At 70.7% G+C, this 13,933-nt stretch carries 13 protein-coding genes; 5 read left to right on the top strand and 8 right to left on the bottom strand.

The window, feature by feature from the left end:
- Window positions 1-7: 7 nt before the first annotated feature.
- The 4 genes from QR77_RS31375 to QR77_RS31360 all read right to left on the bottom strand — a co-directional run bounded on the left by QR77_RS31375 (window position 8) and on the right by QR77_RS31360 (window position 3,613).
- The gene (locus QR77_RS31375; protein ID WP_040025424.1) at window positions 8-1,012 is read right to left on the bottom strand and encodes a hypothetical protein; all 1,005 of its coding nucleotides are present in this window, start codon (window positions 1,010-1,012) and stop codon (window positions 8-10) included.
- Between the two features lie 12 nt (window positions 1,013-1,024).
- Entirely contained in the window at window positions 1,025-1,321 is a 297-nt protein-coding gene (locus tag QR77_RS31370) for a DUF4193 domain-containing protein (RefSeq protein WP_030902691.1), read from the bottom strand.
- Between the two features lie 403 nt (window positions 1,322-1,724).
- Window positions 1,725-2,957: a HAMP domain-containing sensor histidine kinase gene (locus QR77_RS31365; protein ID WP_040025421.1), complete on the bottom strand. Its 1,233-nt coding sequence runs from the start codon at window positions 2,955-2,957 to the stop codon at window positions 1,725-1,727.
- Between the two features lie 2 nt (window positions 2,958-2,959).
- Window positions 2,960-3,613 carry a response regulator transcription factor gene (locus QR77_RS31360; protein ID WP_040025420.1) on the bottom strand — a complete coding sequence of 218 codons (654 nt, stop codon included), beginning with the start codon at window positions 3,611-3,613 and terminating at the stop codon, window positions 2,960-2,962.
- A 366-nt stretch (window positions 3,614-3,979) separates the two neighbouring features.
- Here QR77_RS31360 and QR77_RS47595 point away from each other — a divergent pair, with 366 nt between their 5' ends.
- Window positions 3,980-4,153 carry a hypothetical protein gene (locus tag QR77_RS47595; RefSeq protein ID WP_173476383.1) on the top strand — a complete coding sequence of 58 codons (174 nt, stop codon included), beginning with the start codon at window positions 3,980-3,982 and terminating at the stop codon, window positions 4,151-4,153.
- A gap of 124 nt (window positions 4,154-4,277) precedes the next feature.
- On the opposite strand, the gene QR77_RS31355 is transcribed toward QR77_RS47595, so the two are convergent.
- Window positions 4,278-5,108, bottom strand: a complete 831-nt coding sequence (locus tag QR77_RS31355) for an inositol monophosphatase family protein (RefSeq protein ID WP_052489169.1) — start codon at window positions 5,106-5,108, stop codon at window positions 4,278-4,280.
- Between the two features lie 12 nt (window positions 5,109-5,120).
- Window positions 5,121-6,248: a ferrochelatase gene (locus QR77_RS31350; protein WP_040025419.1), complete on the bottom strand. Its 1,128-nt coding sequence runs from the start codon at window positions 6,246-6,248 to the stop codon at window positions 5,121-5,123.
- Between the two features lie 105 nt (window positions 6,249-6,353).
- On the opposite strand from QR77_RS31350, the gene QR77_RS31345 reads away from it, so the two are divergent.
- Both QR77_RS31345 and QR77_RS31340 read left to right on the top strand, forming a co-directional pair.
- Window positions 6,354-7,604, top strand: a complete 1,251-nt coding sequence (locus QR77_RS31345; protein ID WP_040025417.1) for an MFS transporter — start codon at window positions 6,354-6,356, stop codon at window positions 7,602-7,604.
- Entirely contained in the window at window positions 7,558-8,883 is a 1,326-nt protein-coding gene (locus QR77_RS31340; RefSeq protein WP_040025416.1) for a D-arabinono-1,4-lactone oxidase, read from the top strand. Before QR77_RS31345 ends, QR77_RS31340 begins: the two co-directional genes overlap by 47 nt.
- An 80-nt stretch (window positions 8,884-8,963) precedes the next feature.
- Here QR77_RS31340 and QR77_RS31335 read toward each other — a convergent pair whose 3' ends face one another.
- Window positions 8,964-9,929: a hypothetical protein gene (locus tag QR77_RS31335; protein ID WP_236710869.1), complete on the bottom strand. Its 966-nt coding sequence runs from the start codon at window positions 9,927-9,929 to the stop codon at window positions 8,964-8,966.
- 467 nt (window positions 9,930-10,396) lie between these two features.
- On the opposite strand from QR77_RS31335, the gene sepH reads away from it, so the two are divergent.
- Window positions 10,397-11,434 carry a septation protein SepH gene (gene sepH / locus QR77_RS31330; protein WP_040025411.1) on the top strand — a complete coding sequence of 346 codons (1,038 nt, stop codon included), beginning with the start codon at window positions 10,397-10,399 and terminating at the stop codon, window positions 11,432-11,434.
- 81 nt (window positions 11,435-11,515) lie between these two features.
- On the opposite strand, the gene QR77_RS31325 is transcribed toward sepH, so the two are convergent.
- On the bottom strand, window positions 11,516-12,349 hold the full coding sequence (locus tag QR77_RS31325) for a sulfurtransferase (RefSeq protein ID WP_078877370.1): 834 nt from the start codon (window positions 12,347-12,349) through the stop codon (window positions 11,516-11,518).
- A gap of 251 nt (window positions 12,350-12,600) precedes the next feature.
- On the opposite strand from QR77_RS31325, the gene QR77_RS31320 reads away from it, so the two are divergent.
- A complete protein-coding gene (locus QR77_RS31320; RefSeq protein WP_078877369.1) occupies window positions 12,601-13,377 on the top strand; it encodes a VOC family protein in 777 nt (258 codons plus the stop codon).
- Window positions 13,378-13,933: the final 556 nt, after the last annotated feature.

Genomic DNA, 13,933 nt, shown 5'->3' with positions numbered 1-13,933 from the left:
GGAGCCGCTAGCTGCCCAGCTCCTTGGGCAGACCCGGCGGCAGCTCCCCGGGCTGTTCGAGCGGGGGAAGCTCGGGCAGGTCGGTCCAGCCGATCCGCCGGGCGCGCAGATCCTCCCTGACCCGCGCCGCCACCTTCTGGGTGTCGCGGCGGTTCATCAGGGCGCCGACGGCGGCGCCGACCATGAACGGGATCAGGTTCGGCAGGCTGCGGACCGTGCGCTTCATGATCTGCTGCCGCAGCTCGCGCTTCATCTGGCTGCCGAGCGCGGCGTTGAAGGTCTTCGGTTTGGTGAGGTCGACCCCGCGCTCCTCCGTCCACGCGGTCAGGTACGCGACACTGCGCTCGCGCAGATTTCCGGGCGGTCTGAGGCCGTAGACCTCGTGCAGCTCAGCGATGAGCTTCAGCTCGACCGCCGCCACGGCGGTGATCTCGGCCGCCAGCTCGGCCGGCATCGCGGGCGGTACGGGCAGCATCGCGGCGGCGCCGATTCCGGCACCCACCGTCGAGCTGCTGTTCGCCGCGCCCGCGACCAGCTTGTCGGCCAGCTCCTCCGGCCCCAGGCCGGGGAACTGCTTGCGCAGGGTGGCCAGGTCGCGCACAGGGATGCGCGGAGCGTTGTCGATGATCCGGTCGGCGATCACGCCGAGCGCCGCCTTGGCGCCCACTCCTGACCTGCGTACCCCCCGTTTCACGGCGTCCAGCCGGCGTCCCTTGGTCCGGGGGTCGCCGTCTCCGCCGTGCTCGTCGTGCTCGTCGTGCTCGTCGTTCTCCTGGTGCTGATTCTCCAGATCACGGTCGCCGACGCCCTCGACGGACGTCCCGACCGGCCCGGCCACTTCGAGCGAGGCCCTGGGGCCCCGCTCGTCGTCTCCCTCGCCGGTATGAGGCACGGGGGCGGAGGGCTCAGCAGTCGACAAGACGTCTTCTGACTGGCCTGTGCCGCCCTCGGGCGCCTCCGGTGAGGAGTCGCGCCGGAAGCGCCGTTTCCGGGACGGTGTGTCGCCTGCCACGGCGGCCCGACCTCAGTCGCAGTCGCGGCAGATGGGCTGACCGTTCTTCTCCCGTGAGAGCTGTGACCTGTGGTGCACCAGGAAGCAGCTCATGCAGGTGAACTCGTCGGCCTGCCTGGGCAGGACCCGGACGGACAACTCCTCGTTGGAGAGATCCGCGCCGGGCAGTTCGAGGCCTTCGGCCTGCTCGAACTCGTCGACGTCGACCGCTGAAGTCGACTTGTCGTTCCGACGGGCCTTCAGTTCCTCAAGGCTGTCCTGATCGACGTCGTCATCGGTCTTGCGTGGGGTGTCGTAATCCGTTGCCATGTCGCTCTCCCCCTCTGGGTTCTTGTGGTGTCTCAGCGCACGTAACGCGTGAGAGGCCGGACTTGTGCCCGACCTGAGGCGGAGATTTTGCCTCACATCAAGGTCTGTTACTCAATCGACACCCAACCGCACTCCTCATGAGTGATCGGCTTCGGGTGGCGAAGGGGACCGTACACGGTCCGGAGGCCGCGCTTCACGGGCGTCACCCCGTGTACTTCCCGTAATCCTGACCTCCGGAAACCCGGACTTATACCGGCTTTCCGGTGGAGGCTTGATCACGGAGTGTGGAAAGCGGGAACCCTGCCTTGTGATCGATCACACACGGCCGGACCCGAAATATGCCACGGAGATTCCGCGCAAAGCGAACAAAGCATTCCGTGACCTGATGTCGGCGTGCAGCATCTCAGACCGGGAGGGTGACGCGCATCACGAGCCCGCCGCCCTCGCGGGGCTCCGCGATGATACGGCCGCCGTGGGCGCGCGCGACGGAACGGGCGATCGAGAGGCCGAGGCCCACGCCCTTGTCGCTGCCGGTCCGCTCCGTACGCAGCCGCCGGAAGGGCTCGAAGAGATTGTCGACCTCGTAAGCGGGAACGACGGGACCTGTGTTCGATACCACCAGGACCGCCTGACCCTGCTGAAGCTCGGTGGAAACCTCCACCCAGCCTTCCTCGGGGACGTTGTACCGGACGGCATTCTGTACGAGGTTCAGGGCGATCCGCTCCAGCAGCACGCCGTTGCCCTGCACGACCGCCGGAACACACTCCGTACGGATCTCCACGCCCTTCTGCTGGGCCTCGCCCAGCGCCTGGTCCACCGCGCGGGTGGCGACCTCGGCGAGATCGACCGGTTTTCGCTCGACGAGCTGGTTGTCGCTGCGGGCGAGCAGCAGCAGGCCCTCCACAAGCTGCTCACTGCGCTCGTTGGTGGCCAGCAGGGTCTTGCCGAGCTGCTGGAGCTCGGCGGGCGCCGCCGGGTCCGAGAGATGGACCTCCAGCAGTGTCCTGTTGATCGCGAGCGGCGTACGCAGTTCGTGCGAGGCGTTGGCGACGAAGCGCTGCTGGGCGGTGAAGGCGCGCTCCAGCCGCTCCAGCATCTCGTCGAAGGTGTCGGCCAGCTCCTTCAGCTCGTCGTCGGGGCCGTCCAGCTCGATCCGGCGCGCCAGGTCGGAGCCGACCACGCGGCGCGCCGTACGGGTGATCCGGCCGAGCGGCGACAGGACGCGGCCCGCCATCGCGTAGCCGAAGGCGAACGCGATGATGCTGAGGCCGACCAGCGCGAAGAGCGAGCGGGTGAGCAGGTTGTCGAGCGCCTCCTGGCGCTGGTGGTTGACGCAACTGTTCATCAGTACGTTGAACTGGTCGGGCTGCGCGCCCGACGGGAAGTTGCAGATGTCGCTGGTCACCTGACCGCGCACGATCTTGAAAGGCAGCTCGCTGCCCACGTCCAGGGCCTGCGCCGCCAGCAGGTAGATGATCGACAGCAGCAGGATGCCGGCGATCAGGAACATGCCGCCGTAGAGCAGCGTCAGGCGTATCCGGATGGTCGGGCGTACCCAGGGCAGCGTCTGCTCCGCCCGTCTGGGATCCCAGCTCGGTTTCGGGGGCGCCGCCGGGGGCGCCGGGGAGGATGCCACCGTCAGATCCGGTAGCCGGAACCGGGGACGGTGACGATCACGGCGGGCTCGCCGAGCTTGCGGCGCAGCGTCATGACCGTGACCCGGACGACGTTGGTGAACGGATCGGTGTTCTCGTCCCATGCCTTTTCCAGGAGCTGCTCGGCCGAGACGACCGCGCCCTCGCTGCGCATCAGGACCTCAAGCACCGCGAACTCCTTCGGGGCGAGCTGGATCTCCCTGCCGTCCCTGAAGACCTCGCGGCGGTTGGGGTCGAGTTTGATCCCGGAGCGCTCCAGTACGGGCGGCAGCGGGACCGTCGTACGACGGCCGAGCGCCCGCACCCGGGCCGTCAGCTCACTGAAGGCGAAGGGCTTGGGAAGGTAGTCGTCGGCGCCCAGCTCAAGGCCTTCGACACGGTCGCTGACATCGCCCGACGCCGTGAGCATGAGGACCCGGGTGGGCATCCCCAGCTCGACGATCTTCCGGCAGACGTCGTCCCCGTGGACCAGCGGGAGGTCGCGGTCGAGCACCACTACGTCGTAGTCGTTGACCCCGACACGCTCCAGGGCCGCGGCGCCGTCGTACACGACGTCGACGGCCATGGCCTCCCGGCGAAGTCCGGTGGCCACCGCATCGGCGAGCAGTTGCTCGTCCTCGACGACGAGTACGCGCACGTCGCTGTTCCTTCCACTGGGCCCGGCACCCGGGATCGGCGAGATCCACGGGATCAGGGCAGGTAGTAGCACTGGTTGTGCTTCTCCATCCTGCCCGTTACGCCCATAAACCGGCGGTAAGACGATGCCGGACGACCTGGCACGTCCGGGAATGGACCGGATTCTTTGAACAGTTGAGGTTTCTGGAAGACGGCCTCGGGGGATGACGAGTTCACACCCGAGATCGCGCCCGGTACGTGGCATTTCCCGGCCCGTTCTGTCTTTCCAGAGGCAGAGGTGCGCGATCGCCCGTCGTCGGCACACCCCCGTGCCACAGATCAGACGTCGGCACAGCCCCGTGCCACCGACTCACGCCGAGGGGGCGCAATGGACGCTTTCACCGCAGGACTCATGCAGCGCATAAAGGCCACGGAGACAGACCTCACACGAGCTCGCGAGACGGGCGACGACTTCCTCGCGGATGTCGAGCAGGAAGAGCTGGACGACCTCCGCAGGCTCGCCGCCGAACACGGTGTGGAGGTCGGCGCGGCAAGCGTCTGACCGCATACCCGAGCCGTACAGAGCGAGATCCACGCAGAGAAGGGCCCCGGCGCCGAGGGGACGGCGCCGGGGCCCTTCTCTGCGTACGGGCTTCGGTGCGTACGAGTCCGGTGACCGCGTGTGGTCACGCGTCTCCGTCGTGCCAGGCGCCGTACTCCTCCAGCAGTGCCTGGAGCGGCTCGAAGACGCCCGGTGTCGCGGCCACGGTGAGTTCACCGGTCGGCGGGTTCCCCGGCCGGCCGCCGGTCAGCGCGCCGGCCTCCCTGGCGATGAGATCGCCTGCGGCGAGGTCCCAGGGGAACAGGCCGCGTTCGAAGTAGCCGTCGAGCCGGCCCGCGGCGACGTCGCAGAGGTCGATGGCTGCCGAGCCGCCGCGCCTGATGTCCCGGAGTCGCGGGATCAGCCGGGCCGCGATCGCCGCCTGGTGGGTACGGACCGTGGTCACGTAGTTGAATCCGGTGGCCACCAGCGCCTGTTCCAGCGGCGGGGCGGGACGGCAGCCGACCGGACGGTCGTTCAGATACGCTCCGCCGCCCAGCACCGCGCGGAAGGTCTCACGGCGCATCGGGACCTCGACCACCCCGACGAGTGTCTCGCCGTCCCGTTCGGCGGCGACGGACACGGACCAGGTGGGCAGCCCGTAGAGGTAGTTGACGGTGCCGTCCAGCGGGTCGATGACCCAGCGGATGCCGCTGCTGCCCTCCGAGCTGGCGCCCTCCTCACCGAGGAACCCGTCGTCGGGCCGCCGGTCACTCAGATAGGTGGTGATCAGCTTCTCGGCCGCGATGTCCATCTCGGTGACGACGTCGATGGGGCTCGACTTCGTGGCGGCGACGGTCAGATCGTCGGGCCGGCCGTCGCGCAGCAGCGCTCCGGCCCTGCGGGCGGCTTCCAGGGCGAGGGCGAGCAGTTCACTCGTCGGAGTGGTCTCGGGATCGGTCTCGGCGTCGGGCACGGCGCGGCTCCTTCAGGCGTACGGGCTGTCGGCGCCCGCGGCTGCGGGCTTGGGGGTACGGGCCGGGCAGCAGCCGGAAGGGCACAGGTCGTGGCTCGCGCCGAGCGAACCGAGCGCGCAGCGCTCCACGGAGCGTCCCCGTTCGGTCGCGGCGCGTTCGACGACGAGGTCCCGTACGGCGGCGGCGAAGCGCGGGTCGGCGCCGACCGTGGCGGAGCGGCGTACCGGCAGGCCGAGTTCCGCCGCCTTGGCCGTGGCCTCGGTGTCGAGGTCGTACAGGACTTCCATGTGGTCGGAGACGAAGCCGATCGGCGCCATCACGACCGCCGGGACGCCCTCGCCGTGCAGCTTCTCCAGGTGGTCGCAGATGTCCGGCTCCAGCCACGGGATGTGCGGGGCGCCGCTGCGCGACTGGTAGACGAGGCGCCAGGGGTGTTCGACGCCGGTCTCCTCGCGTACGGCTTCCACGATCAGCCGGGCGGCGTCGAGGTGCTGGGCGACATACGCGCCGCCCTCGCCGTGGTCCTCCACCGGTCCCGAGGTGTCAGCGGCCGCCTCCGGGATGGAGTGGGTGGTGAAGGCGAGGTGCGCCCCGGCGCGTACGCCCTCGGGCAGGTCCCCGAGCGAGGCCAGCACGCTCTCCGTCATCGGCCGCAGGAAACCCGGGTGGTTGAAGTAGTGCCGCAGCTTGTCGACGCGGGGCGGTTCCAGTCCCTCGGCCTCAAGGGTGGCCAGCGCCTCGGCGAGGTTCTCGCGGTACTGGCGGCAGCCCGAGTACGACGCGTACGCGCTGGTCGCGAGGACCGCGATCCGGCGGCGGCCGTCGGCGACCATCTCGCGCAGGGTGTCGGTGAGGTACGGCGCCCAGTTCCGGTTGCCCCAGTAGACCGGCAGGTCCAGGCCGTGTCCCGCGAAGTCCTTCCGCAGCGCGTCGAGCAGGGCGCGATTCTGTTCGTTGATCGGGCTGACCCCGCCGAACAGGAAGTAGTGCTTCCCGACCTCCTTGAGCCGCTCCCTCGGGATGCCGCGGCCGCGCGTCACGTTCTCCAGGAACGGGACCACGTCGTCCGGGCCCTCGGGGCCGCCGAAGGACAGCAGGAGCAGGGCGTCATAGGGGGCGGTGACAAGCTGTTCGGGCATGTTTTGATCCTGCCACCCGTCCCGATCGGCTGGAAACCGGGCGGCGCGTCGGCCCCGGCACCCGTAAGCTGCCTTCGGCCCTGTCACTGCTTACCGGAGCGTCCGTTGCCCAGTCCCTATCGCGCGATTTTCGCTGCTCCCGGCACCAAGGGCTTCAGCGCGGCCGGTCTTCTCGGCAGGCTGCCGCTGTCCATGACCGGCATCGGCATCGTGACCATGATCTCGCAGCTCACCGGGCGATACGGTCTCGCCGGCGCGCTCTCCGCCACCCTCGCCCTCTCGGCGGCGGCGCTGGGCCCGCAGATCTCCCGGCTCGTCGACCGGCACGGCCAGCGGCGGGTGCTGCGCCCGGCGACCCTGGTCTCGGTCGCCGCCATCGCCGGACTGCTGCTCTGCGCACAGCAGGGCGCCCCCGAGTGGACGCTCTTCGTCTTCACGGCGGGCGCGGGCTGTGTGCCGAGCGTCGGCTCGATGGTGCGGGCGCGCTGGGCCGAGATCTACCGGGGCTCGGCCCGCGAACTGCACGCCGCCTACGCCTGGGAGTCGATCCTCGACGAGGTCTGCTTCATCTTCGGTCCGATCGTCTCCATCGGTCTCTCGACCGCGTGGTTCCCCGAGGCGGGCCCGCTGCTCGCCGCAGCGATCCTGGTCGTCGGAGTCCTCGCGCTCACGGCGCAGCGGGGCACCGAGCCCGTCCCAGAGCCCCGGGAGCAGCACGGTTCGGGATCGGCCCTCCGCTCCCCCGGGCTGCGGGTGCTGGTGCTGACCTTCGTGGCGAGCGGTGCGATCTTCGGCGCGGTCGACGTGGCGACGGTGGCCTTCGCGCAGGAGCAGGGCCACAAGGCGGCGGCGAGTCTGGTGCTCGCGGTGTACGCGCTCGGCTCGTGCCTCGCCGGGGTGGTGGTCGGCCTGCTGCACTTCAAAGGCGCGGCGTCGCGGAGATGGCTCCTGGGCATCTGCGCGATGGCCGTGAGTATGATCCCCCTCCAACTGGCCGGGAACCTCCCCTTCCTGGCCGTGGCGCTCTTCGTCTCGGGCCTGGCCGTCGCGCCGACAATGGTGACGACCATGGCCCTCGTCGAGGCACACGTACCGCGCTCCAACCTGACCGAGGGAATGACCTGGACGAGCACCGGGCTCGCGGTCGGTGTGGCGCTCGGGTCGTCGGCCGCCGGCGCGGTGGTCGACGCCGCCGGTGCCCGCGCGGCGTACGTGGTCCCCTTGGCGGCCGGACTCGTCGCGGCCCTGGTGGCGTTCCTCGGCTACCGCCGGCTGACGCCGGGACCCGCTCGGGGAGGGCATGGAACCGATGACGAAAAGCCGCACAGACACGACGAACAGGAACACGTGGCGTAACTGGGCCGGGAACGTGCAGGTCCGCCCGGCCCGTGTGGTGTCGCCCGCCTCCGTCGACGAGCTCTCGCAGATCATCCGGAGGGCGGCCAACGACGGGCTGAAGGTCAAGGCCGTCGGTACGGGGCACTCCTTCACCGCCGCGGCGTCCACGGACGGTGTGCTCGTACGGCCCGAACTGCTGACCGGCATCCGGGAGATCGACCGGGCGGCGGGCACCGTCACCGTGGAGGCCGGCACCTCGCTGCGCAGGCTGAACGTGGCGCTGGCCAGGGAGGGCCTGTCGCTCACCAACATGGGCGACATCATGGAGCAGACCGCGGCGGGCGCCGTCTCCACCGGCACGCACGGCACCGGCCGGGAGTCGGCTTCGATCGCCGCTCAGCTCCGCGCCATGGAAATCGTCACGGCCGACGGCTCCGTGCTGCGCTGCTCCCCCACCGAGAACGCGGAGATCTTCACCGTCGCCAGGATCGGGCTCGGCGCGCTCGGGGTGGTCAGCGCGCTCACCTTCGCCGTCGAGCCGGTCTTCCTGCTCACGGCGCGGGAGGGGCCGATGACCTTCGACAAGGTGACGTCGGAGTTCGACGCCCTCGCCGCCGAGAACGAGCACTTCGAGTTCTACTGGTTCCCGCACACCGACCACTGCAACATCAAGCGGAACAACCGCAGCGCCGGTCCCGCCGCTCCGGTGGGACGGTTCAGCGGCTGGTTCGAGGACGAGTTGCTCTCCAACGGCGGTTTGCAGGTCGCCAGTTCGGTGGGGCGGGCCGTGCCGGCGGTCATTCCGTCGCTCGCCAAGGGCTTCAGCCGGGCGCTCTCCGCCCGTACCTACACGGACATCCCCTACAAGGTCTTCACGTCTCCGCGCCGGGTGCGTTTTGTCGAGATGGAGTACGCCCTCCCGCGCGAGGCCGCTGTCGCCGCGCTCCGCGAGGTCAAGGCGATGGTAGAGCGCTCACCCCTGCGGGTGAGCTTTCCGGTGGAGGTACGGACGGCCCCCGCCGACGACATCCCGCTGTCGACGGCATCGGGGCGGGAGAGCGCGTACATCGCCGTGCACCTCTACCGGGGCACGCCCCACCGCGCGTACTTCACGGCGGTGGAGCGGATCATGACCGCGCACGGCGGCCGGCCCCACTGGGGCAAGCTGCACACCCGGGACGCGGAGTATCTGGCCGGGACCTATCCGCGCTTCGACGAGTTCACGGCCGTACGCGACCGGCTCGACCCGGACCGGCTGTTCGGCAACGACTATCTGCGGCGGGTGCTCGGGGACTGAGCGGCAGGCGGTACGGCGGCCGGCGAGCGCTTGGCGGCCGGCGCCGAGCGGTGCGCGGCTCAGGGGCTCAGGGGCTCAGGTCACTGCCGGGGTGCGCCGGCGCCGGCGGTGGCTCCCGTACCGGCACCTGCGCCCGCACCTGCCCCGGCTCCGGAGTGCGGGGTCGTCGCCGTTTTGCCCGGAGGCGTCGGTGTCGGGGCGGTCGTCGGCGGGGTGGCCGGGTCGCCGGACCCCGAGGGCGTGGGGGTCGGCGCGTGGGACTGACCGCCGCCGTGGCCGTCCGTACCGCTGCTCCCGCTCCCCGAACCCGTGTCCGGTGCGCCGCTCTGGTTCCCACCGGGTGAGTCGCTGGGCGAACCGCTCGGCGCCGTGGGGCTCCCGCTGCCCGATGGGCCCTCCCCCGGTTGGTCCTGATCGGGGCCGCCCGGCGTGGAGGGGCGCCCCGCCGGTGCGTGCCGGTCGCCGCCACCGACGACGGAGCCGACGGTCGTCCCCTTGCCGCCGCTCAGGTCCTGACCGGAGATCAGCTCGAAGCCGGTGATACCGAGCATCGCGATCACGAAGACGACAACGGCGGCGGCCGCCGGGCGCTTCCAGCCGCGTACCCGGGTGCCGTGCGTGGTCGCCTCGCCGAACTCCTCGCTGAGGGCCGGCGAAGGCGGCGGGGAAGTCGGCGGCGGAGCCGTCCATACCGACTGCTCGACCGGCCGGGACGGATCGCCCCGCTCGTCCCGGACCGGTACCTGACGGGCTCTCGGCTTCGCCTGGACCGTGACCACACGTATCTGTTCACCCGTACGCCGGAACAGGTGCTGAAAAATCGAACCGCCGCAGGTGGCGATCACACTGACGACACCCGCACCGATGATCGTGCCGTACAGGCCGAGCTGGGAGGCGAGGACCGCGGCGGCGACCGCCGCGAGCGCACTGCCCGCGACCTGGGGAAGACTCAGATCGAGCCGACGCTCCTTGTAATTTGCCCCGGTATCGGCCTGTTTGCCACCGCTGTCAAGCTTCTGATGCATCTCCAGCCCCTGCTTGCCCATCTGTACCAGCGTGCACCAGGAAGGGACAGATGGGCGATGTGAATAGTTCCGTTTCCGTGGATTGTGTGAAGCAGCACACCCGTCCATTAGCATTCCGAAGGCCAAACTCCCGTGGTCAGGGAGAACTTCGGTGGCGTGCCACCCCACCCGGATGGTCCAAATGGAGTACTGTGGCGAGCCCTGGGGCCGGACTCTCTCGCGGGTGTCCGGGACCTACGGAAGGGGGCCGAAGTCGGCACTCGACCGGCGGGGCCGTGGCACCGTACGGGCACCTGCTGCACAGAGTGACGAGGTTCGTCACTCTGCGTCGCAAACAGGTAACCGTGCCATAACGGCGATCCAGGGCCAACGCCCGACACGCCGGGCAACACGGCAAGGTTGTGGCAGGCTGCACCCGGGCAGGCCACACTCGACTAGCGGAAGCAGCGACGCACGTGACGTCGGCAGGCACCACCCGGGAGGTTCCCATGCCCGAACTGCGTGTCGTGGCCGTCTCAAACGACGGCACACGACTGGTGCTCAAGGCTGCGGACAGCACGGAGTACACGCTGCCGATCGATGAGCGGCTGCGCGCTGCCGTGCGCAATGACCGCGCCCGCCTCGGTCAGATCGAGATCGAGGTGGAGAGCCACCTCAGGCCCCGTGACATCCAGGCCCGTATAAGGGCAGGCGCCTCCGCCGAGGAGGTCGCCCAGATGGCCGGGATCCCCGTCGACCGGGTGCGCCGCTTCGAAGGACCGGTGCTCGCCGAGCGCGCCTTCATGGCTGAGCGGGCCAGGAAGACAGCCGTACGACGCCCGGGGGAGAACGCCGGCCCACAGCTCGGCGAGGCCGTCCAGGAGCGCCTGACGCTCCGGGGCGCCGCCAAGGAGACGGTCCAGTGGGACTCGTGGCGGCGCGACGACGGGACCTGGGAGGTCCTGCTCGTCTACCTGGTCGCCGGCGAACCCCACTCGGCGAGCTGGACGTACGACCCGCCCCGGCGGCTCGTCCAGGCCGTCGACGACGAGGCGCGCGCCCTGATCGGCGACACCGACGACACCGTCACCACGCAGGAGCCGAGCTTCCCGTTCGTCCCGCGTATCGCACGGCTGCCGCGCGACAGGCCGCTGGACCGTTCCCTCGACCGCCAGATGGAGCGGCCCACCGCGCCCGAGCCGGACGAGCTGAGCGAGCGGGACTCCCTGACGAGCCTGCTGGAAGCGGTGCCGAGCTTCCGCGGCGACATGGTGGTGCCCGAGCGGCAGTCGCCGCCCGAGCCGCCGTCGGCGGATCCGGCGGACGAGCCGGAGGCCGAGGAGCCGATCGCACCCGCCGCTTCCGCCGGTGCGGGCTCCGCGTACGCGGATGTGCTGATGCCGCGTTCGGTGGCGGGCCACCGTGACCGGCTGACCGGCACGACGGACCGTCAGGCCGAGGCGGACGGTGTGCGTCCCGGCCGCCGCGCCGCTGTCCCGAGCTGGGACGAGATCGTCTTCGGCACGCGCCGTAAGAAGCAGGAGTAGCGGGCGGGGGCGGTGCGCCGCCGGGTTCCGTACGCCACGAGCGCCTTGCGCGTGGTGTGCGTACGGAATCCGGCGCGGCCGCTACCGGAGTCCCGGGCCCGTGGCCACCGGACGGGACTCGTCAGCCGACCACTCCGACCAGGAGCCCGCGTAGAGCGCGGCCGGGATCCCCGCGATCTCCAGGGCGAGGATCTCCTGCGCCGCCGAGACACCCGAGCCGCAGTAGACGCCCACCTCGGTGCCCTTGGCGCCCAGCGCCTCGAAGCGGGCCGCGAGATCGGAGGCGGGGAGAAAGCGGCCATTTTCAGCCATATTCTCCGTCGTGGGGGCGGAGACGGCACCGGGGATATGACCGGCGACCCGGTCGATCGGCTCGACCTCTCCCCGGTAGCGCTCGCCGGCCCTGGCGTCCAGCAGCAGCCCGTCGCCGGCAAGCGCGGCGGCGCCCGCCGCGTCGAGCAGCGGCATCGATCCGGGTACGGGCTGGAAGTCCCCCTCGTCCGGGCTCGGTACGGTCGTCGTCAGCGCGCCAGTCCACTGGGCGAGACCGCCGTCCAGGACCCGTACGTCCCGCTGGCCCGACCAGCGCAGCAGCCACCAGGCGCGGGCCGCCGCCCAGCCCTGGCCGCCGTCGTACACCACCACGGGAACGCCGGCCGAGACACCGGCGCTGCGCATCGCGGCACCGAAGACGCCGAGGTCGGGCAGCGGATGACGGCCTCCGGCACCGGGCGGAGCAGCGAGTTCCGCGTCGAGGTCGACGTACACGGCGCCCGGCAGGTGCCCCGCCTCGTAAGCGGGCCGCCCCGGCGGTCCCCCCATCTCGTAGCGGACGTCCAGGAGAACGGGCGGACGCGGCCCCGCCGACTCGCTCGCGAGTTCGGATGCGGTGATGATGGCTGTCATACCCGCCATCCTCGCGCACCTGACGCCCTTCCCCGCCTCCGTCCGCCCGACTCGTAACCGGGGTCGAACATCCGGTAAACAGCCGTATGAGATCGCGCCAAGAGCGGCGCGGCCGTAGGCGCCGTGGAGCCAGGGGTGGAAGCATCCGCTCCGGGGGCGCACGGCCGGGCGTACGCGGCCTGCGATCCGGCTCACACAGCCCCCGCACGGCCCCAGCAGTCCAGCCGTACGGCCGGCCAACGATGGTCCGAGGAGAGACGATGAGCGAGGCAGCGATCCGGCGCAGACCTGGGACGCCCTGTTGGGTGAGCCTGATGGTGCACGGTCTCGCCACGACACAGAAGTTCTACGGCGAGCTGTTCGGCTGGGAGTTCCAGCCCGGACCTCAGCAACTCGGACCGTACGTCCGGGGGATGCTCGACGGCGCCGAGGTCGCCGGCATCGGCAGGCTGCCCCCGGAACGCCACCTGCCCACCGCCTGGACCACCTATCTGGCGACGGACGACGCCGACGCGACGGCCGAGACGATCAGGAGCTGCGGCGGCACGGTCGGAGTCGGGCCCCTCGACGCGCAGGAAGCCGGCCGGATGGCCATGGCCTCGGACCCGTCGGGCGCCGTCTTCGGGATCTGGCAGGCGTGGGCGCACACCGGCACCGCGATCGCGGGGGCCCATGGCACGCCCGTGTGGAACGAGTTGGTCACTCGGGAGACATCGTTCGTCGGCAAGTTCTACCAGGCTCTCTTCGACTACGAGACGGAGGCGGTCGTCTCCGCCGACTTCGACTACGTGACGCTGCTCCTGGACGGACGGCCGGTCGCCTCACTGCGCGGCGTCGGCAACTCGGCGGCCCGCGAGCGGGGCTCGCACTGGATGACGTACTTCGAGGTGGACGACACCGACCAGGCGGCCCGTTTGGTGACGGAGCTGGGGGGCAGGGTGATTCGGCCGCCGCGCGAGGACGAGCGGGGGCGGCTGGCGACGGTCGCCGACCCGGAGGGCGCGGTCTTCACGATCGTACGGTCGGCCACGCGCTGACGCCTCGCGGCGGGCGGCCGTGGGTTTGGCCCTGCGTGGCCGCTGCGGTGCGTTTCGCTGACGCGTTTGGGGTGTGCGGCCGTTGGTTGCGGTTGTTGCCGGGGGTCGCTCCCGGGGGTGGCATCCGGGATGCGGTGCGCCTCGCGGCGGGCGGCCGTGGTAGGGGCGTTCGGTGTGCGCCGGGTTCGTTTCGCGGACGGGTCCGGGTGCACCGGTGTTGGTCGCGGTTGTTGAAGGGGGTCGCTCCGGGGTGGCATCCGGGATGCGGTGCGCCTCGCGGCGGGCGGCCGTGGTGTGGGCACTCGGTGTGCGCCGAGTTCGTTTCGCGGACGCGCCCGGGGGCACCGGCGTGGGTTGCAGTTGTTGACGGGGGTCGCTCCGGGGTGGCATCCGGGATGCACGATTTACGGCGTCGTCACCGCGGTTGCCAGGTGACCGCGGTCGTCCGCCGCAAATCACGCGTTAGTATCCCGGACACCACCCCTGCGCGCCCCCCTTCACCTGCGGGAACCGGTCACATCACGCCCCGGGCGCGGCGTTACGGGTCTTGCCACGG

The organism is Streptomyces sp. 150FB (assembly GCF_000818195.1).
GTDB lineage: Bacteria > Actinomycetota > Actinomycetes > Streptomycetales > Streptomycetaceae > Streptomyces.
This window is presented reverse-complemented; position numbering and strand designations above follow the sequence as displayed.

Coding starts and splice junctions, on each gene's coding strand:
- QR77_RS31370 (WP_030902691.1), bottom strand. CDS start 1,321: ATGGCAACGGATTACGACACCCCACGCAAGACCGATGACGACGTCGAT.
- QR77_RS47595 (WP_173476383.1), top strand. CDS start 3,980: ATGGACGCTTTCACCGCAGGACTCATGCAGCGCATAAAGGCCACGGAG.
- QR77_RS31350 (WP_040025419.1), bottom strand. CDS start 6,248: ATGCCCGAACAGCTTGTCACCGCCCCCTATGACGCCCTGCTCCTGCTG.
- QR77_RS31340 (WP_040025416.1), top strand. CDS start 7,558: ATGACGAAAAGCCGCACAGACACGACGAACAGGAACACGTGGCGTAAC.
- QR77_RS31335 (WP_236710869.1), bottom strand. CDS start 9,929: ATGGGCAAGCAGGGGCTGGAGATGCATCAGAAGCTTGACAGCGGTGGC.
- sepH (WP_040025411.1), top strand. CDS start 10,397: ATGCCCGAACTGCGTGTCGTGGCCGTCTCAAACGACGGCACACGACTG.
- QR77_RS31325 (WP_078877370.1), bottom strand. CDS start 12,349: ATGGCGGGTATGACAGCCATCATCACCGCATCCGAACTCGCGAGCGAG.
- QR77_RS31320 (WP_078877369.1), top strand. CDS start 12,601: ATGAGCGAGGCAGCGATCCGGCGCAGACCTGGGACGCCCTGTTGGGTG.